This window comes from Actinomadura verrucosospora (genome assembly GCF_039540335.1).
In the GTDB taxonomy this organism is placed as follows: domain Bacteria; phylum Actinomycetota; class Actinomycetes; order Streptosporangiales; family Streptosporangiaceae; genus Spirillospora; species Spirillospora verrucosospora.
In genome coordinates this window covers 101159-120282 of the sequence record NZ_BAABEV010000012.1, presented here as the reverse complement: position 1 = coordinate 120282, position 19124 = coordinate 101159, and the positions used below count along the sequence as shown (strand labels likewise).

General features: G+C 73.7%; 17 protein-coding genes and 1 riboswitch. Of the genes, 10 read left to right on the top strand and 7 right to left on the bottom strand.

Translation table 11 applies throughout. The features are described 5' to 3' along the window. Positions 1–24: 24 nt before the first annotated feature. A complete protein-coding gene (locus ABD944_RS16120; RefSeq protein WP_345177057.1) occupies positions 25–1506 on the top strand; it encodes a hypothetical protein in 1482 nt (493 codons plus the stop codon). A gap of 100 nt (positions 1507–1606) precedes the next feature. Here ABD944_RS16120 and ABD944_RS16115 read toward each other — a convergent pair whose 3' ends face one another. Both ABD944_RS16115 and ABD944_RS16110 read right to left on the bottom strand, forming a co-directional pair. Then, on the bottom strand, positions 1607–2116 hold the full coding sequence (locus ABD944_RS16115) for a hypothetical protein (RefSeq protein WP_345177056.1): 510 nt from the start codon (positions 2114–2116) through the stop codon (positions 1607–1609). Between the two features lie 40 nt (positions 2117–2156). Further along, positions 2157–3161, bottom strand: coding sequence for a hypothetical protein (locus ABD944_RS16110; protein WP_345177054.1), 1005 nt, complete (start codon positions 3159–3161; stop codon positions 2157–2159). 270 nt (positions 3162–3431) lie between these two features. On the opposite strand from ABD944_RS16110, the gene ABD944_RS16105 reads away from it, so the two are divergent. The 6 genes from ABD944_RS16105 to ABD944_RS16080 all read left to right on the top strand — a co-directional run bounded on the left by ABD944_RS16105 (position 3432) and on the right by ABD944_RS16080 (position 11456). Beyond that, positions 3432–4583, top strand: a complete 1152-nt coding sequence (locus ABD944_RS16105) for a hypothetical protein (RefSeq protein WP_345177052.1) — start codon at positions 3432–3434, stop codon at positions 4581–4583. A 190-nt stretch (positions 4584–4773) separates the two neighbouring features. Next, positions 4774–5271 (top strand): DUF4282 domain-containing protein, encoded by a 498-nt coding sequence (locus ABD944_RS16100; protein WP_345177049.1) that lies wholly within the window; start codon positions 4774–4776, stop codon positions 5269–5271. An 11-nt stretch (positions 5272–5282) separates the two neighbouring features. Further along, positions 5283–7619, top strand: a complete 2337-nt coding sequence (locus ABD944_RS16095) for a serine/threonine-protein kinase (protein ID WP_345177046.1) — start codon at positions 5283–5285, stop codon at positions 7617–7619. Then, positions 7616–8740 (top strand): response regulator receiver protein, encoded by a 1125-nt coding sequence (locus ABD944_RS16090; protein ID WP_345177044.1) that lies wholly within the window; start codon positions 7616–7618, stop codon positions 8738–8740. The genes ABD944_RS16095 and ABD944_RS16090 overlap by 4 nt, the downstream gene beginning before the upstream one ends. A 38-nt stretch (positions 8741–8778) precedes the next feature. After that, on the top strand, positions 8779–10692 hold the full coding sequence (locus ABD944_RS16085) for an AAA family ATPase (RefSeq protein WP_345177041.1): 1914 nt from the start codon (positions 8779–8781) through the stop codon (positions 10690–10692). Further along, positions 10689–11456, top strand: a complete 768-nt coding sequence (locus ABD944_RS16080; protein WP_345177040.1) for a 4Fe-4S single cluster domain-containing protein — start codon at positions 10689–10691, stop codon at positions 11454–11456. The genes ABD944_RS16085 and ABD944_RS16080 overlap by 4 nt, the downstream gene beginning before the upstream one ends. Here ABD944_RS16080 and ABD944_RS16075 read toward each other — a convergent pair. Beyond that, positions 11360–12322, bottom strand: coding sequence for a hypothetical protein (locus ABD944_RS16075; RefSeq protein ID WP_345177038.1), 963 nt, complete (start codon positions 12320–12322; stop codon positions 11360–11362). The genes ABD944_RS16080 and ABD944_RS16075 overlap by 97 nt on opposite strands. A gap of 51 nt (positions 12323–12373) precedes the next feature. Between ABD944_RS16075 and ABD944_RS16070 the strand changes: the two genes are divergently transcribed. After that, entirely contained in the window at positions 12374–12766 is a 393-nt protein-coding gene (locus tag ABD944_RS16070; protein ID WP_345177037.1) for an FHA domain-containing protein, read from the top strand. Between the two features lie 70 nt (positions 12767–12836). On the opposite strand, the gene typA is transcribed toward ABD944_RS16070, so the two are convergent. Next, complete coding sequence (typA, locus tag ABD944_RS16065) at positions 12837–14690, bottom strand: translational GTPase TypA (RefSeq protein WP_345177035.1); 1854 nt, start codon at positions 14688–14690, stop codon at positions 12837–12839. Positions 14691–14881: 191 nt separating this feature from the next. Continuing rightward, positions 14882–15013, top strand: a riboswitch (cyclic di-AMP (ydaO/yuaA leader). Positions 15014–15020: 7 nt separating this feature from the next. On the opposite strand from typA, the gene ABD944_RS16060 reads away from it, so the two are divergent. Next, a complete protein-coding gene (locus ABD944_RS16060) occupies positions 15021–16037 on the top strand; it encodes a C40 family peptidase (RefSeq protein ID WP_345177034.1) in 1017 nt (338 codons plus the stop codon). Here the strand turns inward: ABD944_RS16060 and ABD944_RS16055 are convergent. Genes ABD944_RS16055 through ABD944_RS16045 form a run of 3 tightly spaced genes read right to left on the bottom strand, consistent with a single transcriptional unit; the run spans position 16034 to position 18547 of the window. Further along, positions 16034–16420 (bottom strand): (deoxy)nucleoside triphosphate pyrophosphohydrolase, encoded by a 387-nt coding sequence (locus ABD944_RS16055; protein ID WP_345177232.1) that lies wholly within the window; start codon positions 16418–16420, stop codon positions 16034–16036. The two genes, ABD944_RS16060 and ABD944_RS16055, sit on opposite strands and share 4 nt — an antisense overlap. Before the next feature lie 28 nt (positions 16421–16448). Next, positions 16449–17231: a Mut7-C RNAse domain-containing protein gene (locus ABD944_RS16050; protein WP_378188490.1), complete on the bottom strand. Its 783-nt coding sequence runs from the start codon at positions 17229–17231 to the stop codon at positions 16449–16451. 29 nt (positions 17232–17260) lie between these two features. Beyond that, on the bottom strand, positions 17261–18547 hold the full coding sequence (locus tag ABD944_RS16045; RefSeq protein ID WP_345177029.1) for an amidohydrolase family protein: 1287 nt from the start codon (positions 18545–18547) through the stop codon (positions 17261–17263). A gap of 61 nt (positions 18548–18608) precedes the next feature. Here ABD944_RS16045 and ABD944_RS16040 point away from each other — a divergent pair, with 61 nt between their 5' ends. Continuing rightward, a complete protein-coding gene (locus tag ABD944_RS16040) occupies positions 18609–19112 on the top strand; it encodes a MarR family winged helix-turn-helix transcriptional regulator (RefSeq protein WP_345177027.1) in 504 nt (167 codons plus the stop codon). Positions 19113–19124 lie beyond the last annotated feature (12 nt).

Genomic DNA, 19124 nt, shown 5'->3' with positions numbered 1-19124 from the left:
TCTCACGAGAAAGGAAGCGGCCATATGGCAGCGCAAAATGAGCCCGCCACCGGAATGGACTTCTGGGCGGCCATCGGCGTCGGCCAGGAGGAGGACGACGGGCCGGAAGAGCAACCCTCCCAGGACAAGCTCCTGGTGACCGGCGCCCCCGCTCCGGCGGACACGGGCGCCGCCGCGGGCTCCGAGACCGAGACCGACCAGCGGAGCCCGCAGGACGACTGGGCGTCGCTGTTCTCCGCCTGGGACGACTCCGCCAACGGCGCCGCGCCCGCGGCGGCGCAGCCGTCCGCCGGAGCACCGGCCGACCAGGCGGCGGCCGGGGCGGGCGGGGCGCCGGCCGAGGCGCCGCCGGCCGCCGCGAAGCCGGAGGCGCAGGCAGAGCCCCCGGAGCAGGAGCCGGAAGCGCCGGCGGAGGCGCCGGCGGAGCAGCCTCCCCAGGACCCCGAGCCGGCGCAGAGCGCCGAGACCCCCTCGGCTCCGAAGGCGGACGCCCCGGCGTGGACCCCCGCGTCCACGCAAGATCACCGGATGACGCGCAGCACGCCCTTCGGAACGGCCGGGCAGGGGTTCCAGTCCGCGGCCCCCGCCCAGGCACCGCAGACCACGCAGGTCCCCCAGACCACGCAGACCCCCCAGACCACGCAGAACCCCCAGGTCACTGAGGCTCCGCAGACCACTGAGGCCCCGCAGGCCGCACCGGCCTCGCAGGAGCCCGCGGAAGGGACCACGCCCCCGCCCCCGCCCGCGGCGGACCCGGCGTGGGCCACCGCCGAGCGGATCGCCACCAGCCTCCGCCCGCGCGTGGCCGAGCTCTGGCTGGAGGTCCTCACCCGGCACACCGGCGGGGATCCGGCCATGGCCAGCAGGGTCTACCACGTCCTGAACGGCACGCACCTGCTCGGCGAGCTGATGCGCGACGAGACGATCGACGAGGTGCACGTCCACGGGACCCAGGTGACCGTCTGCGGAGCGCGCGGCATCCACCAGATCCCGGGGTTCCCGAGCCTCGCCGCGTCCCGCCGGGCCGTCAAGACGATCACGGCCTCCCGGGAGAAGCGGGGCCTCGTCGTGTCGAAGGTGAACGACTCCGTCGTGATCAGCCGGCGCAACGGCGTGGTCCCGAAGACCAACGCCCTCGTCGCCAGCGGCGTCGTCAGCGGGGAGCAGCTCGCCCGGATCCGGCAGGCGCTGCAGCAGATGCAGACCGTGACCGTGACCGGTCCGGCCGCGCGGATCGTCCTCCGCGCGCTCGCCTCGCTGATCCCGGAGGGCAGCCGCGTCTTCCTCGGCGCGTACGCGACGCTGCCCCCCGGGTGCGTCACCGCGGTGAGCCCGATGGAGGCCGACTACGTGCTCGGCGTGCGCCCGGGCGCGGTGGCCGAGGAGATGGCGGGCGCGGGGCAGGTCGGCGGCCTCATCGCCAACCCGGAGACGCGGCTCCCGGCGGCGCTGCGGTACGCCGTCACGGGGCCGTCCGCCGCGCCGGAGCGGCTCGTCGAACGCTGACCGCACGCCACCGGCGCGGCCCGCGGGCCGCGCCCGGTCTTCGCCCGAACGACGAAGGGGCGCCGCTCGCCGTCTCCGGCGAGCGGCGCCCCTTCGCCCGTCAGCCCAGGCGCACGGCGCGCTCGTGCTTGCCGTCCGCTATCTCCAGCACCTGCGCACGCGCCGCGGCGTCGGCCAGCGGCGCGATGAGACGGGCCAGCGGAGTGCGCTGCGGGGTCCCCGGGATCTCGGCCAGTTCGGTGATCCGGCGCACCCCGGCCTCCCCGTGCAGCTCGAAGCCGCGGACGGGGTGGGCCCAGATCCTGCCCTGCGCGGTGTCCATCACCGGCACCGCCTGGTCACCCGGGGCGACGGCCAGGTCGCCTAAAACCCAGCCGGTCTGCCGCGCCGCCTCGGCGTAGGCGATGACCTGCTCCAGGTCGCGCCGCAGCCGGGGGACGCGGGAGGAGTCGAACGTGACCGGCGGGCCGGCCAGCGCGACGGCGTCGCGGCAGCCCAGCCGGCCCGCGATCTCGGCGACCCGATCGAGGACACTGCGGTGAACGTGGCCCACCTGCACTCCATCCACAATCAGCAGCGCCACGTCCGCGCGGCCCTGCGATTCGGCCATCGGTTCCCCCTGCCCAGCGGCCCCCGGCCGCCAGGGACGCTCAGGCTGGACGCATGTCCACGACGCGGTCGGAGTCCAGGATGAAACTGGCGGCCTCGTCCGGAGTGACCCCGAGGACGTCGATGACCAGCCGGATCGGACCGACCTTCTCGGCGTCGCAGCGGTGGCACCTGGTGCGGTTGTCCCCGTAGACCTTCATCGAGGGGTTCCGGTCGCCGTTGCTGTGCCTGTTCGGACGCGGGCAGTGCCACAGGTTCCCGTCGTCGGAGGAGGAGCCGAGGCGCGTCAGCACCGTCCGGACGTCCACCGACTTGGCCTCGGCGATCCGCTTGTTGTGCGGCGAGACGGGGACGGGCGGCACCATGTCGGCGCCGCGGCGCCCGGCCCGCAGCTCCTGGCGGTACTTGGCCGCCTCGCGCCGCAGCTTCTCCAGGTCGATGCCCTGGGTCGGGTCGTCCTTGGTGACGGGGGCGGGCTCGTTCCCGGTCGACAGGTAGGGGAACCGGTCGTCGGCCCGCCGCCGCAGCGCCGCGACGAGCACGAACGTGGCCAGCGCGTCCCGGGCCGAGGGCGGCGGGACCATGCGCAGCCGCGCCGCGTACCGGATCACGGTGGCGGCCTCCGGGGTCACGAGCCGCTGGGCGCCGGAGCCGACCTGCACGGTGGGGACGGGCCCCTCCTCGCCCCCGACCTGGCCCCATTCCAGGTACCCGGAGGGCCGGCCCGCGTCGGGGAAGGCCTCTCCCTGCGGGTCCAGCCGCGAGAACTCCAGGACGGTGCCGCCGGCGTAGGCGTCGACGCGGCGGCCGGCGAAGCCGCACAGTGCCGCGTACGGCACCAGGCAGCTCGGGTCCTCGGGCGCGAGATAGATCACGCGCGACCGGAAGTCGGCCGCGGTCAGCCCGCTCGCCCGCAGACCGGCGATGGTCGCGGCGATCACGTCCTGGTCGTCGCCCGGAACCAGGTCGACCGACTTGACCCCTTCGATCGCCGGAGGTGAACCGGTGGTGCGAACGGCCAGCACGTAATCGGTCAACTGGTGCATCTGGTCTCCTTTGTAGTGTGCCGCCCCCGTGTGTCACGCATGACTGTCCACGCGACAGGGCGAGCCGCATGCTTTATTTGTCAACCGGTTCGTCGGCGGCGCCGTCCGGCCCTCTGGTACTTGCCGATCCGACCTGCCCCGAAACGGTTATGACTGAAGAGTGGACACCGGGCGGTGGGACCGGTGCCGCACCTGGCCGGAATCGGCCGGGTGCCGAGGTTACCTCCGGCCGTCCGCGGCCGGCGGCAGGACACGGAGAAGGGTGCAACAGTGCCAGCGCAAACCAAGGAAGAATTCTACGTCCGGCGCCTCTTCGACGACGACGTCCCCGTGTTCGTGGACGCGACCAAATACGTCCGGCAGGACGCCCCCTACCCGCTCAGCGCCAAGAAGGCCCTGAAGGCGACCTGCGGGGTGCGCACGGACAACGAGGTCCTGGCATTCAGCCTGCGCAACTACACCGGCAAGCAGGCCGAGCGGGAGGTCGAGCACGTCGAGAACACCGTCGGCGGGCGGGTGACGTCGCAGAACCAGCTGCGGCTGCGCATGCCGCGCAGGACCCTGCACGGCCTGAACGAGACGGCGCGGGCCCTCGCCGTCGTCCTCGGCGACGAAGTGATCACCGAGCTGGACGGCGACCTCTACGTCCTGAGCCTCTCCCGCAGCGGCAACGAGGGGACGCTGGCCCTGGTGGGCCGGCTCACCGCGTCGGAGGGCGGCTTCGTCCGGTCCGAGGTCGGCGACGGCGAGGCCGAGTTCGAGCTCCCCGTCGCGGGGGTCCGGCTGCGCATCTTCCTCCGCTCCCCCGTCCGCGACCGCATCATCGCCTACGGCTTCAGCGGCTACCTCACCCGCAAGCCCGGCGAGACGGAGACGGTGACCCGGGCGACCGCGCTGGCCATCAACAGCATCCTCGGCCTGGCGACGTTCCGGATGCTGTCGCAGCTGGACCACGTCGACGTCCCCGCGGTGCCGCGCGGCAACGCCGTCCGGCCGCGCAAGCCCGCCGAGCAGGTGACCTTCTCGGTCCCGGCGCTGCTGTTCACCGACGACGGGACCCCGGCGGCCCGCGGCCGCGTCGCCGCCGAGATCGACCTGGACCAGGTGGATCCGGTGACCGGCGGCCTCCAGCTGCACGTCACGGCCGGCGACCAGCTGGAGTGGAACCCGGCGGTGGCCGAGGCGGTGACGTTCGAGTCCTACGAGCGGGTGCTCACCGAGACCATCGGCGCCATGCTCCACTCGTCCGTCGGCGTCGACACGGTGCGCGACCTGGCCTACGACATCATGCTGGGCGACCTCGGCGCCGAGGGCATCGCCCGCCTGCGCGCCGCGACCACCGACCTTCCGGGCCTGGCGGCCAAGCCGAACCAGGCCGAGGTGCGGTCCGCGCAGCCGGCCACCGGCGTCCCGGCCGCCTGACCTCCGGCGCGGTCCGGCGCCGCGCCTCGCGCCGTCGCGGACCGGCGGGGCCAGAACCTGGCACCGCCGGCCCGCGCGTCCGCACCGGGCCCCCGCGCGATACGGGATCGTCGCGCGGCGGGTTCCGGCGGCGGACGGGGCCAGGCTTTAGAGTCTCCGTGTAGCGGTCCCCACACTGGAGACGACGGTGATGACGAACCCACCGGACCCTGGCAACCCTCCGCGTCCGCAGGCGCCCGGCGGTCCCGGCGGGCCCTACGGTCCACCGCCCGGCGGGCCCGCCGGGCCCGGCGGCCCCTTCCCCGGCCCCGTCCCCGGCCCCCGCCCGCCCGGCCCGGCCTCCGGGTACCCGGAGCCGCCGCGGGGATGGGCGCCCCCGCCCGGCGAGCCGAGGGGCGGGAACGTGTTCGGAGGGCTGTTCGACCTCAACTTCGACACCATGATCACCACGCGGGTGGTGAAGATCCTCTACGTGCTCGCGCTGATCCCGATCACCCTGTTCGCGCTGCTGATGGCGGTGTACGGGATCGCGTGGCTCGACGACAGCGCGGCGTTCGGCCTCATGCTCCTCCTCGGGTCCCCGTTCGCGTGGCTCTTCCAGGTGTTCGCGACCCGGATCGCCCTGGAGTTCGTCATCAACCAGTTCAAGATCAGCGAGTATCTTCGGGCCATCAAGGACAAGGGCTAGACGGGACGGCTGTGGGCGAGTTCGATGGCGCCCCGCCACGCGACACCCGGCGCGACGCCGGGACGACGCGGCGGGACGCGGAGGTGCCCGGGCCGCGCCCGGCGTCGTCGACCCGGCGGGAGGGGCACGGTCCCGGGGATCCGCTGATGCGGCTGCCGGCCGTGCTCGGCGAGCGGTACGCGACGGTCGCCGAGCTGCCCGTGCAGGGCGCCGAGTCCGACCTGCTCCTGGTGCGCGACGCCGACGGCGCCGAGTTCGTGGTGAAGATCTTCCGCCGCGGGTACCGCGCCGACCGGGAGGTGTGGGCGAAGCTGCCCGCGCTGGACGCGCCGAACGTCCTGCGCATCCTGGAGACGGGGCACGCCGACGGGCGCGACTACGAGATCGCCGCGTACGCGCCGGACGGCAACCTGCGGGCGCTGATGGACGAGGGGCCGCTCCCGGAGGACACGGTGGCCGAGGTCGCCGCCCAGCTCGCCGCCGGTCTGGAGGCGCTGCACCGGGCCGGCATCGTCCACCGGGACCTCAAGCCCGAGAACGTCCTGGTGCTGGGCGGGGAGCCGCTGCGGCTCGCCATCGCCGACTTCGGGCTGAGCCGGGTCCTCGACCAGAGCGTGGTGTTCGCCTCGTCGTCGCGGACGCTGGCCTACGCCGCTCCGGAGTCCCTGTCCGGCCAGGTGTCGCCGGCGCGCGACTGGTGGTCGCTCGGCATGATCGTCCGGGAGCTGGCGACGGGCCGGCCGCCGTTCCAGGGGCTGAGCGAGACCGTCGTGGTCGACCATCTCGCGACGCGGCCGGTCAGCGCGGACGACGTCTCCGACCCCCGGCTGCGGCTGCTGTGCCAGGGGCTGCTGACCCGCGACCCGCGCGCGCGATGGACGGGCGAGCAGGTTCGGGAGTGGCTGGACGGCGGTTCGCCGCGGGTCGCGGAGGAGAGCGTCCCGGCGGGCGCCGGGCTGCCGTTCAGGGGCCGCCGCTACACCGGCAGGAGCGAGCTGGCCCGCGCGCTCGTCGAGAACTGGGACCACGCCGCCCAGTACTTCTTCGGCCGGGGCGAGACCGGCGAGGCGTGGCGGAGCCTGCGGGAGTGGCTCGCGGAGGTGCCCGACGACGGCCGCATCGCGCTCGTCGACGGCCACCTCATGACCACGCTGCCGCCCGACGTCAAGCTCCTGCACCTCGTGCGGTGGCTGGATCCGGCGATGCCCCCGCACTACCTCGGCCGCCGGATCACCGCCGCCGACCTGCCCGGGCTGGCGGGCCTGGCCGCCGACCGGCGCCATCCCGACCACCGCACCGCCTGCCTCATCGGGCGGGCGCTGTGGGAGCACCGCCTGCTGCCCGTCCTCGCCGGCTTCGCGGGCGGCGAGGAGCTGGCCCGGGTCGACGACCAGTGGCGCGCGCACGTGTCGGCATGGAACGACCTGGTGCGCTGGCTGCGCGAGCAGGCCGCCGCGCCGCCGGGCCTCGCCGGCCGGCTGCCCGACGCCGGCGCGGAGGAGCCGCCCGCCGTGCTGCTCGCCCTGCTCGCGCTGGCGGCGCGTCCCGACGAGACCGGGCGGCTGATCGCCAAGGGCGCGGCACGGGCCCGCGAGCCGGTCTCCGAACCGGTGCCGTGGTTCACCTGGATGGTGGACGGTGCCGGCGACGATCCGCTGCGGCTGCTCGCCGTGGCCCGCGCCGCACCCGAAGCCGTGGCCGAGAGCGAGTCGCGGACGCGCGAGCGGCACGCCGCCGAGCAGCGCGACGAGGCGCTGCGCACGCACTGGGCCGAACGCGAACGGCAGCGGCTCGCCGGCCGCGGCGCCGCGATGGCGAAGGCGGTCGCGCTGACGTCGCCGCTGCTGCTGTTCTGGCTCCTGGGCAGCTGGATGATCGGCTCGCTGTTCGGCGGCGGCGGCAACGACGACGGCACGACATCGGTCGGCCTGCACAGTTCCTCTTCGGGCGTCTCCTTCGGCGTTCTGGCCGTCGTGTCCGTGCTCGCCTGGGCGGTGCAGTGCGGCAGCGAGGTCCTCGCGGCGCGCGCACAGGGCGCGGACTACCTCCCCCACGGGCCCTGGGCGATGCTCTCGGGCATTCTCGGCGCGGGCGGCCGCGGGCTGTCGACGGCGTCCCAGACGATGTCGGGCGCCGCGCGGCAGACCGGGCGGCGCGGCTGCGGATGCGTGCTCGCCGCCGCGACGGTGCCGCTGCTCCTCTTCCTCCTCCTGCTCGCGGCGGTGACGTCCATCGCGAGCCTGCTGTGGGTCCTCGTCCTCATCGCCGTCCCCGCCGCGCACGCCGTCGCGGCCGGGGTGCGGCTGCACCACTGGCGGCAGGCACGGACGATCGGAGGGACCCCATGAGCAGCGGGATCGACGCGGACATCGCGCTGGACGCGGCGGTGGTGCTCAGCCTCGGCATGACCCGCCTGCTCGGGCACGGCGCGGGCCTGGCCGGACGCGGCGCGGAGGCGCTGGCCGCGCTCGCCGCCGGGCCCGCCGAGGCGCGTGCCGCGGCGCTCGCCGAGGTCCGCACGCACGAGCGGGCGCTGCGCGAGACGGTGGAGCGCAACGCGCGCATCGCCGCACTCGCCGAGACCCGCGCGAAGATCGGTGCGGAGGTGCCGCTGCCCGGCCGGCTCGACCCGGCCGAGCGGTCCGCCGCCGAGCTGACCGCCTGGTGCGCGGCGACCGACCCCGTCCTGGACGAGGCCGAGCGGCGCCTCTCCGAGCATCTCGCCGCCCAGGTCGGCGCGCAGATCTTCGACGTCCCCGCCGAGGGGCTGGCGGCCGGCGTGCGGGACGGTTCGCCGCCGCCGCGGGCCGCCGACGTGCGCGAGCACCTCGAACGGATCATGGTGCGGCTGCTGCCCGACGCCGGGGAGGCGGAGCGGCGTGCGGTCGCCGAGGCGGCCCGGCTGCTGGCCGGCGCGGCGACGCCGGCCGACGCGGAGGGCGTGCTGCAGGAGGTGCGGCTGCGGATCCAGGAGGCCAACCGCCGCACCCGGGAGCGGCGGGAGGAGGAGCGGCGGCTGGCGGCCGAGCGCGACGCCGCCGAGCAGGCCGAGGCCGAGCGCCGGTACGTGCTCGACTCGATCACGGCCGCGTTCGAGGACATGGGGTACGAGGTCCAGGCCGGGTTCGAGACGCTGACGGCCGAGGACGGCACCGTGACGCTGACCAAGGGCGCCTGGCCCGACCACAGCGTCCGGATGCGCGTGGACGACGCCGCGCACGTGCGCGCCTCGATGGTGCGCGAGCGGCCCGCCGAGAGCGAGGACGACCGCCGGGTGGACGTCGAGCGGGAACGGGAGTGGTGCGAGGCGTTCGAGGCGGCGCGCGAGCGCCTGGCCGGCGAGGGGATCCGCTCGGACGTGGCGTGGCGGCTGGAGCCCGGAGTGCGTGAGCTGCCCGTTTCGGCGGAGGCACGGCAGACTAGGGGCCGTGCCGCCCAACGCGAACGCTCCCGCGAGCGTCACAAGTGAGGTGTGCAGGGGGCGCTCGGACGGAGTGGAGTGACTAGATGAGCATTGATTCGCCGACCCTCGGGGGCCGGCTGCTGGGTTGGCCGCCGTTCATCCGGGAGCTGGACGCGACCCTCTCGGTGCACTCCCAGTACGTCCTGTCGGGCAACCTGCACGACAGCTTCCTGGCTCCCTCGCCGGACGGCGGCCCGGCGGTGCTGCTGCCCCTGCGGGCGCTGCTGTGGGAGACGCTGCGCTCCAGCGGCGCGGCCTTCATGGCCGTCTACGACCCGGTGGACGGGCTGCAGATCGTCCCGGGCCCGACCGAGCCGTCCGGGGACGAGGCCGCGGCGGCGGCGGAGTCGCTGCTCGGCAAGGTCAAGGCGGACGAGAAGCCCTCGCTGGAGGGGCTGACGCGGCACCTGGCCGCGGTCGCCCGGCCGCAGGAGAACGTCCGCGCCGCCTTCGTGATCGACTCGGCGTCGCGCATCGCCCGGACCCCGACCGACCTGGAGCCGGCCGAGCGCGACTTCTTCCGGTTCTGCGCGAAGCTGTCGCGCAGCGCGCGCCCCGTCCGGGTGACGGGGGCGCGGCCGAAGCCGCTCTACAACCCGGTCGTCTGGCTGGTGGAGCGGCCGGGCGACCTGCCGCCGTGGCTGACGGCCGACAACGAGAACATCCGCGAGATCACGATCCCGCGCCCGCACCTCGGCGACCGGCAGGAGACGGCGCGGCTGCTGGCCCGCGCGTTCGGGGTGAGCGACGTCGGGTCGGACGAGGTGGCGGCCGCGGCGTGCGACGCGTTCGCCGAGCAGGCCGACGGGCTGACCCTCCAGTCGATGATCGAGGTGACCCGGCTGGCGAAGGAGCGCAACGTCGACCTCGCCGACCTGCCGGACGCGGTCCGCACCTACAAGCTGGGCGTGCTCGACAACCCGTGGAGCCGCGGGCACCTGCGGCGCCGGGTGCTGGAGGGCGAGAAGCGCGTCCCCGAGCGGGTGATCGGGCAGCCGCAGGCGGTCACGAAGACGCTGGACATCCTCAAGCGGGCGGTGCTCGGGCTGTCGGGCGCGCAGGCGACCAGGTCGGGCAGCCGGCCGCGCGGGGTGCTGTTCTTCGCGGGCCCGACCGGCACCGGCAAGACGGAGCTGGCCAAGGCCATCACCGAGCTGGTCTTCGGCGACGAGTCGGCCTACCTGCGCTTCGACATGAGCGAGTTCTCCGGCGAGGGCTCCGGCGACCGGCTGATCGGGTCGCCGCCCGGGTACGTGGGGCACGAGGCCGGCGGCGAGCTCACCAACGCCGTCCGGGAGGACCCGTTCCGGGTGATCCTCTTCGACGAGATCGAGAAGGCGCACCCGCGGATCCTGGACAAGTTCCTGCAGATCCTGGAGGACGGGCGGCTCACCGACGGGCGCGGCAACACCGTCCACTTCTCCGAGTCGATCCTCATCTTCACCTCCAACCTGGGGATGTTCGTGCCGGGACGCGACCTCACGACCCGCGACGGGGCCGCGTACGGGGCCCCTGACCGTGTGCAGAACATCACACCCGGGATGTCCTACGAGCAGGTCGAGCAGCGCATCAAGGGCGCCGTCGCCGACCACTTCACGACGGTGCTGAACCGGCCGGAGCTGCTGAACCGGTTCGGCGACAACATCGTGGTGTTCGACTTCATCTCCGGCGAGGCCGCGCACAAGATCTTCGACCTGCAGTTCGCGAACATCTGCCGGCGGGTCACCGAGGAGCACCGGCTCGTCCTCGCCGTGAAGGGGGACGCGCTCCAGACGCTCCGCGAGTGGTGCACGGAGGAGCTGGCCAAGGGCGGGCGCGGCATCGGCATGGCGCTGGAGTCCCACTTCGTCAACCCGCTGGCGCGCGCGCTCTTCGACCGGGAGCTCGTCCCGGACGAGAAGGTCACCGTCACGGGGATCCGGCGCGAGGGCAGCATCGTGCACCTGGACCTCCAGTGAGCGCGGGCCGTCCCCCGGCGGCCGGAGACGGCGCCGGCGAGACGCTCCTGCTCGCCAAGGCGCACTACCCGGTGACCACACTCGGCCCGGGGACGCGGGCGGGCATCTGGACGCAGGGCTGCACGCTGCACTGCAACGGGTGCCTCTCCCGCGACACGTGGGACGCCGACCCGGGCCGGGCCATCCCCGTCGAAGCGGTCCTAGGATGGCTCGCGTCCCTTCCCGAACCGGTCGACGGGGTGACCATCTCGGGCGGCGAACCGTTCCAGCAGCCGGCCGCGCTGGCGGCCCTGGTGCGGGGGATCCGCGCGTGGCGGGAGACCCGCGACCGTGAGACGATTGCGTTGGACATATTGGTTTACAGCGGATATGTCTACTCTCGACTCTCGCGCGCCGCTGTGACGCGCGAGATCGTCGACATGTGTGACGCCGTGGTCACCGGGCCGTACGTCGACCGGCTCAACCCTGGGGGGCGACACCCCGCGGACGGCTCCCTACTCTGGAGGGGGTCGGCCAACCAGCGTGTCGTGCCGGTGTCCCCCCTGGGACGCGAGCGGTACGGGGCAGTGGCCGGCGTCGGTGACACTGAAGCGATCGGTGACACTGAAGGAAGAGGGCCCCGAGTACAGGTGTCCGTGGACGAAGGGCCGGAGGGAAAGCGGGTGTACTACATCGGGATCCCGCGAAGAGGTGACATGGAGCACCTCACGTCGAGGCTCGACCGCGCCGGGGTGCGCTCGGGGGATGTGTCATGGCGACCTTGAACTGTCCGGTCTGCGACGAGCCGTTCCAGCCGGGCGATCTGCTCTGCATGAGCTGCGGGGCCAACCTGGCGCGCGCCGGTGGCGGCGCTCACCAGCAGGGCCCAGGCGGGTACGAACCGCAGCGGATACCCCCGCCGCCGGGGCCGCAGCAGGGGGGCCAGCAGTACGGCGCCCCGCAGCCCGGCCCGGCCGACCACCAGTACGGGCAGCCTCAGCACGGTCAGGGTCAGCACGGCCAGCCGCAGCATGGGCAGCCGCAGTATGGCCAGCCTCAGCAGGGGCAGCAGCAGTACGGGCAGCCGCAACAGCAGCAGCCCCCCGCCGACCCGTGGGGCACGCCGCAGCAGCCCCAGGACCAGTGGGGCGCGCCGCAGCCGCAACAGCAGCAGCCGGACGCATGGGGTCCGCCCATGCCCCAGCAGTCCCATGACCAGCACGGTCAGGGTCAGCACGGGCAGGGCCAGCCCGGCCAGCCCCCGTACGGGCAGCCGCAGCAGGGCCAGCCTCAGCACGGGCAGCAGCAGTACGGGCAGCCGCAACAGCAGCAGCCCCCCGCCGACCCGTGGGGCACGCCGCAGCAGCCCCAGGACCAGTGGGGCGCGCCGCAGCCGCAACAGCAGCAGCCGGACCAGTACCAGCCGCAGCAGCAGTACGGCGCCCCACAGGACCAGTACGGCGCACCGCAGGACCAGTACGGCGCGCCGCAGCCCGGCCCGGCCGACCACCAGTACGGGCAGCCTCAGCACGGGCAGCCCCAGTACGGCCAGCCCCAGCACGGAGGCCAGCCGCAGCACGGGGGTCAGCCGCAGCACGGAGGCCCGTCGCCGCAGCTGCCGCACGGCCGCGAGGCGACGCTGCTGCCGCACGAGCACAACCAGGGGCAGCAGCGGTCGGCCGCGCCCGACAGCACGGCGTTCATGTGCCCGTACTGCGAGGCGGTGCTGAGCAACCCGGGCGCCGCGCAGTGCGACTCGTGCCTGCGCCCGCTGCCGCAGAAGGGCACGCCCGTCCTGCGCGTCCAGTTCCCCACGGGCGAGCTCAAGGTCTCGGTCGGCCAGCACCTGGTGCTCGGCCGGGACGCGGGCCAGTCGCCGGTGGCGGCCACGTTCACGCAGTACGACAACGTGTCGCGGCGCCACTCGACGGTGTGGCTCGACCCGTCCGGGACGGCCTGGGTGCGCGACGAGGGCTCCACCAACGGGACGTTCGTCAACGGCGAGCGGCTCCCCCGCGGCGTGGACGCCCCGCTCCGCGACGGCGACCAGCTCCGCCTGGCCGCCGACGTCACGGGCACCGTCCAGCTGAGCTGAGCGGCACGCACGAAAAGGGGCGGCCCCGCGGTTCCGAGAACCGCGGGGCCGCCCCTTTCGGCTTCGGCGCTCAGCCGGCGCGCTTGGTGCGGGCCCGCGTGCGCTCGCGCTCCTTGGCGTCCAGGACGACCTTGCGGATGCGGACGGCGGTCGGGGTGACCTCGACGCACTCGTCCTCGCGGCAGAACTCCAGCGCCTCCTCCAGCGACAGGGCGCGGGGCGGGGTGAGCCGCTCCAGCTCGTCGCCGGTGGACGACCGCATGTTCGTGAGCTTCTTCTCCTTGGTGATGTTGACGTCCATGTCGTCGGCGCGGGAGTTCTCCCCGACGATCATGCCCTCGTACACCTCGGTGGTCGGGCCGACGAAGAACGTCCCGCGCTCCTGGAGGTTCGTGATGGCGTAGGCGGTGGCGGCGCCGGACCGGTCGGCGACGAGCGAGCCGGACGGACGGGTGCGCAGCTCGCCGAACCAGGGCTCGTAGTCCTCGAAGACGTGGTGCGCCATGCCGGTGCCGCGCGTCTCGGTCATGAACTCGGTGCGGAACCCGATCAGGCCGCGGGCCGGGACGAGGAACTCCATCCGGATCCAGCCCGTCCCGTGGTTGGTCATGTGCTCCATGCGGCCCTTGCGGACCGCCATCAGCTGCGTGACGGCGCCGAGGTGCTCCTCGGAGATGTCGACGGTGAGCCGCTCGACCGGCTCGTGCTTCTTGCCGTCGATCTCCCGCGTGACGACCTGCGGCTTGCCGACGGTCAGCTCGTAGCCCTCGCGGCGCATGTTCTCGACCAGGATCGCCAGGGCCAGCTCGCCGCGGCCCTGCACCTCCCAGGCGTCGGGGCGCTCGGTCGGCAGCACCCGGATCGACACGTTGCCGACGAGCTCGCGGTCGAGGCGGTCCTTGACCATCCGGGCGGTGACCTTGGTGCCCTTCTCGCGGCCCGCCATCGGCCCGGTGTTGGTGCCGATCGTCATGGAGATCGCCGGCTCGTCCACCGTGATCAGCGGCAGCGGGCGCGGGTCGTCCGGGTCCGCGAGGGTCTCACCGATCATGATGTCGGGGATGCCGGCGATGGCGATGATGTCGCCGGGCCCGGCCTCGTCCGCGGGCTTGCGGGTGAGCGCCTCCGTCATCATCAGCTCGGTGATCTTCACCCGCTCGACGCTGCCGTCGCGCCGGCACCAGGCGACCTGCTGGCCCTTCTTGATCGTGCCGGCGTGCACGCGGCACAGCGCGATCCGGCCGAGGTAGCTGGAGGCGTCCAGGTTCGTCACGTGCGCCTGGAGCGGGCCGTCGGGGTCGTAGGACGGCGCGGGGATCGTCTCGGTGATGACCTTGAACAGCGGTTCCAGGTCCTCGCTGCCGGGCATGGCGCCGTCGGCGGGCTTGTCGAGCGAGGCCCGCCCGGCGCGGCCGGACGCGAACACGATCGGGAAGTCGATCTGGTCCTCGTCGGCGTCGAGGTCCATGAACAGCTCGTAGGTCTCGTCCACGACCTCGTCGATGCGCGCGTCGGGGCGGTCGGTCTTGTTCACGACCAGGATCACCGGCAGCCGCGCGGCGAGCGCCTTGCGCAGCACGAAGCGCGTCTGCGGGAGCGGGCCCTCGCTGGCGTCGACCAGCAGGACGACGCCGTCCACCATGGACAGGCCGCGCTCGACCTCGCCGCCGAAGTCGGCGTGCCCCGGGGTGTCGATGATGTTGATCGTCAGGCCGTTGTGCAGGACCGCGGTGTTCTTCGCGAGGATGGTGATCCCCTTCTCGCGCTCCAGGTCGTTGGAGTCGAGCACGCGGTCGTCGACGTCCTGGTTCTCGCGGAAGGCCCCGGACTGCCAGAGCATGGCGTCGACCAGCGTCGTCTTGCCATGGTCGACGTGGGCGACGATCGCGACGTTACGGAGGTCGTCGCGCGTGGAGATGGGCATGCGGGTTCGCCTTGCGTGAGAGTTCGGGAGTCGCCGCAGACGTGCGGCCGTACCCATTCTACTTGGCCGTGCGTACCACCCACTCCGAGTCGTTCGCCCCATCGGTCACACGGACCTCGATTGGCCAACTTTGCGCATCCTTTGTAATCTGCCCGAGATCCGGTCGTCCGGAGTCCCGCCCCCAGGGGACTGCGGCCGGAACGCCGAATCTCCCGCGGGAGAACCGGGGACCCACCACCCTCGGGGTGAATCGACGCTCGTCGTAGGGCGACTCCTGGCCCGAACCCGTCAGCTAACCCGGTAGGCGTACGAGGAGAGGAGAACACCGGCTTGGCTCCGGATTCCCCCCGGCGGCGTCGCGTTCTGCCCACCGCCACCGCCACCCTGCTCCTGATCGGTCTCGGCGCCACCGCGCCGGACCTCGCCCACGCCGCCCAGCCGTTCCGGCCCGCCTCCGCGCCCACGGCGCCGAGCCCCACGCCGACGACGGAGAAGGGCCTGCGCAAGAGCCTCGACGCGCTGAACGAAGAGGCCGAGATCCTCACGGAGAAGTTCAACAAGGCCCGCGTCGAGTTCACCAAGGCCCGCAAGGCCGAACAGGACGCCACCCGGGAGGCCGAGCGGCTGCGCGCCCTCGCCGAACCCGCCCGCCAGAAGCTCGGCAGCCTGGCCGCCGCGAACTACATGGCCGGCGGCCCCGACGTCCTCTTCGGCTCCGGCGCCTCCCCCGAGGGGCTGTCCGACCGCGCCTACCTGGCGCAGAGCCAGGCCACCGCCGTCCTCGCCCTGAAGAAGCAGATCGACCAGGCCGACGCCGCGGAGCGCACCGCCAAGGCCAAGACCGCCCAGGTCAAGAAGGCCTGGGACGACGCCAAGCAGGCGCGCGAGGCCGCCAAGGCCAAGGTCTCCGAGGTGATGAAGCGCCTCGACAAGCTGACCACCACCCACGCGAGCGACCCGCGCACCGGCCTCAGCGCCACCGTGAAGGGCTCCGGCCTGCCCGCCAAGATGGCCCGCAAGGCGCTCACCAAGCTCGGCTCCCCGTACGTGTGGGCCGCCGCCGGACCGAGCAGCTTCGACTGCTCGGGCCTCGTCGTCTGGGCCTACGCCCAGGTCGGCAAGCCCGGCCTCCCGCACTACACCGGCGACCTGTTCGCCATGGGAACGAAGGTCTCCCGCGGCGCCCTCCGCTCCGGCGACCTGGTGTACTTCGGCAGCAACCTGCACCACATGGGCATCTACCTGGGCGACGGCAAGTACCTCCACGCCCCCCAGACCGGCGACGTGGTCAAGATCTCCAAACTCTCCGACCGCTCCGACTTCGCAGGCGCGAATAGGATTTCCTAGCTGAGGCCTTGGACGGCCAGGAGGTCTACTGCCGGGCGGTCGCCGGGGAGCCAGTTGACGTCGTGGAGCTCTGAGGGCGCCAGCCAGCGGAGTTGCAGGTGCTCCAGGGCCTGCGGCTCGCCTTCTACCAGCTCGGCCGTCCAGACGCGGAGGACGGCGCGTTCGCTGAGGCGCCAGTCGCCGCCCACGCGGCGGCCCAGGCGTACCTTCACGGCCAGTTCCTCGTGGCACTCGCGCACCAGGGCGTCCTCGTCCGACTCTCCGGGGTCGACCTTGCCGCCGGGAAGCTCCCAGCCGCCCGCCATGTGCGGCGGCTCGGCGCGCTGGGCGGCCAGCAGCCGCCCCTCCGCGAGGATCGCCGCCCCCACCACCACGAGATCGATCGCGACCAGCTCCTCTCCGTGTTCGTGATCAGACCGCGGCGCCGGTCCGTCCGGTTCCGTCCCGCCTGAGGGAGTCGACCAGACGCGTCGCGTCGCGGACGATCTCCTCCAGGTGGTCGCCGTGCGCCCCGCGCCAGTACACCTGCCCGCAGACCGCGCAGCGGCCGTACACGTCGTAGCTGCGGCGCGTGCCCGACTGGAGCTCGCGCTCGATCTCCTGCTTGTCGACCGGGACGAGCTCGCCGTTGCAGGCGGTGCAGCGCGTCCACGGGCGCAGGACGGGCGCGAAGCGGTCGAGCAGGTCGCGGAGCTGGTCGTCGGGGCGCGAGCCGCGGACGTAGGCGCCGAACCACAGCGCGCGGCGGCGCAGGAGGCCGCGGTCCTGCGTGAGCAGGACGCGGCGCTCCTCGTTGGCCTGGACGACGAGCGCCGGGTCGTCCATGTCGTTGTGGTAGGCGGTGTCGAGGCCGAGCAGGCGCATGCGCCGGGCCAGCGTGCCGAGGTGCACGTCCAGGAGGAAGCGGGGGGCGACCTGGCCCGGGTCCAGCGGCACGGGCTGGGGGCGCGGGACCGCGGCCACGCGCACCTCGGCCCCGGCGGCGGGGCGGGCGCCGGGCCCGGCGGGCTCGCCGTCGGCGGTCATCGGGCCCGCCTCGGGCAGGGGGACGCCCAGCGACTCCACGAGGTGCCCCAGCGTCGAGGTCCCGTCGTAGGGGACCCGCGCCGGGGACTCCCGCCGGGTCGCGGGCAGGAACATCAGCAGCTCGTCGGCGACGCGGATCGTTATCTCGGACTCCACGCCGATCAGCATGCCACGCGCGGCCGACGATTCTCCCCGGTTCAGGCCGCTGTCACGTGCGCGGCGGAGTCCGCGAGGGACGCCAGGAGGGCGGGGACGTCGTAGCCGACCAGCGCTCCCCCGCGCTTGACCACGCGTCCGCCGACCAGGACGGTCTCGACGTTACGCGTGTCCGCTGACAGGACCACGGCCGCGACGGGGTCGTGCGCCGCCGCGAGGCCGAAGGTGTCGGTGCGCAGGACGAGCAGGTCGGCCTGCTTGCCGGGGGTCAGCGATCCGGTGACGTCCGCGAGCCCCGCGACCTCGGCGCCCTCGATCGTGGCCGTCCGCAGCGCGTCGGCGACGGTGAAGCCGAGGCCGGCGCCGTCCGGGCGCCCCCGTTCGAGGACGTAGGCGGCGCGCATGATGCTGAACATGTCGCCGGGGCCGGAGATGACCGTGTCGGCGCCGAGCCCGGTCGGGACGCCGGCGGCGCGGGCGCGCCCGGTGGGCGGGGCGCCGATGTCCAGCGCCGCCTCGATGGCGGGGGCGGCGGACACCGTCCCGCCGCTTCCGGCGATCCGCTTCAGCTCCTCGTCGGTGTAGAAGTTGGCGTGCACGTACGTGGCCGGGTGGTCCATCAGTCCGTTGGCGTCGAGGAACGCCAGGCCGCGCGCGGCGCTCTCGGCGCCGTGGCCGCCCAGGTGCGCCGTGACCGGCAGCCCGAGCTCGCGGGCCGTCCGCCACTCGGCGAGAGCGCGCTCGTCGCCCCCGATCTCGGGGCCGAGCGCCGCCATCGCCATCGTGACCTGGCCGCCGGACCCGAAGTGCTCGCGGTGGACGCGGCCGGTCTCGGCGGCGAGCGCGTCGAGGCCGCCGTCGCCGCCGTAGCAGTACCCGAACACCGCCCTGATGCCGGACGCCCGCAGCGCCGCGATGTTCGCCTCGGTGTGGCCCTCGCTGAGCTGGATGTGCGACCAGTCGACCAGCGTCGTGATCCCGGAGTCGAGGCACTCCAGGGACCCGGCGAGCGTCCCGGCGAACACGTCGCCCGGCCGGTACCGGGGCGCCAGCTCGCCGAGGACGCGCTGCAGGTAGGCGTGGAGCGTGCCGTCCGGCAGGGCCGCGCGGATCCCGGCCTGCCAGGTGTGCCGGTGGGTGTCGACGAAGCCCGGCATGACGATGCGGCCGGTCGCGTCCATGGTCTCGGCGCCGTCCGGCGCGGCCAGGTCCGGGCCGACCGCGGCGATGCGGCCGTCCTCGACGAGCACGTCGGCGGTTCCCAGCACGGTCGGTTCGGGCGCGGTGTCGATGACGAGGCCGTTCGTGAGCAGCAGAGAATTTGCCATGGACGAAAGCTTAAAAGATAGCTTTACGAAAAGCAATCAGTCGAGCGAGTACGCTCGGGGCGTGCGGGACGACATCGATGACCTGGCCGACGCGTGGCGGCGGGACGGCCTGACCGAGCCGTTCGTCGCGATGCTGGAACTGAGCAAGCGCGCGGGGCGCGTCGCCACGCTGGTGCAGCAGGCGCTCCGGGGCCCGCTGGCCGAACTCGGCCTCACCTACGCCGAGTTCGAAGTGCTGACCGTGCTGCGCCGGGAGGGCGAGCCGTACCGGCTGAGGCCGAGCGAGCTCACGCGGTCGGCGTTCCTCACCTCGGGCGGGACGAGCAACGTCCTGCAGCGGCTCCAGAAGGCCGGCTACGTGGAGCGCGAGGCCAACGCGGGCGACGCGCGCAGCCGCTTCGTCCAGCTGACCGCGGACGGGCTGCGCGTCACCGAGCAGGCCCTGGTCGCGTCGGGGGTGGCGCACGAGGAGGTGCTGGCCCGGGTGCCGCCGGAGGACGTGCGGGCCGCCGCCGACGCGCTGCGCGAGATCGTGCTCGTCGTGGGCCGGCGCCGGTTGCGCTGACCCCGCCGGGCC

Bases quoted from the DNA above. Each gene is read 5' to 3' on its own strand.
- ABD944_RS16120 (WP_345177057.1), top strand. From the start codon at position 25: ATGGCAGCGCAAAATGAGCCCGCCACCGGAATGGACTTCTGGGCGGCC.
- ABD944_RS16115 (WP_345177056.1), bottom strand. From the start codon at position 2,116: ATGGCCGAATCGCAGGGCCGCGCGGACGTGGCGCTGCTGATTGTGGAT.
- ABD944_RS16110 (WP_345177054.1), bottom strand. From the start codon at position 3,161: ATGCACCAGTTGACCGATTACGTGCTGGCCGTTCGCACCACCGGTTCA.
- ABD944_RS16100 (WP_345177049.1), top strand. From the start codon at position 4,774: ATGACGAACCCACCGGACCCTGGCAACCCTCCGCGTCCGCAGGCGCCC.
- ABD944_RS16090 (WP_345177044.1), top strand. From the start codon at position 7,616: ATGAGCAGCGGGATCGACGCGGACATCGCGCTGGACGCGGCGGTGGTG.
- ABD944_RS16085 (WP_345177041.1), top strand. From the start codon at position 8,779: ATGAGCATTGATTCGCCGACCCTCGGGGGCCGGCTGCTGGGTTGGCCG.
- ABD944_RS16070 (WP_345177037.1), top strand. From the start codon at position 12,374: ATGTGCCCGTACTGCGAGGCGGTGCTGAGCAACCCGGGCGCCGCGCAG.
- typA (WP_345177035.1), bottom strand. From the start codon at position 14,690: ATGCCCATCTCCACGCGCGACGACCTCCGTAACGTCGCGATCGTCGCC.
- ABD944_RS16050 (WP_378188490.1), bottom strand. From the start codon at position 17,231: ATGCTGATCGGCGTGGAGTCCGAGATAACGATCCGCGTCGCCGACGAG.
- ABD944_RS16045 (WP_345177029.1), bottom strand. From the start codon at position 18,547: ATGGCAAATTCTCTGCTGCTCACGAACGGCCTCGTCATCGACACCGCG.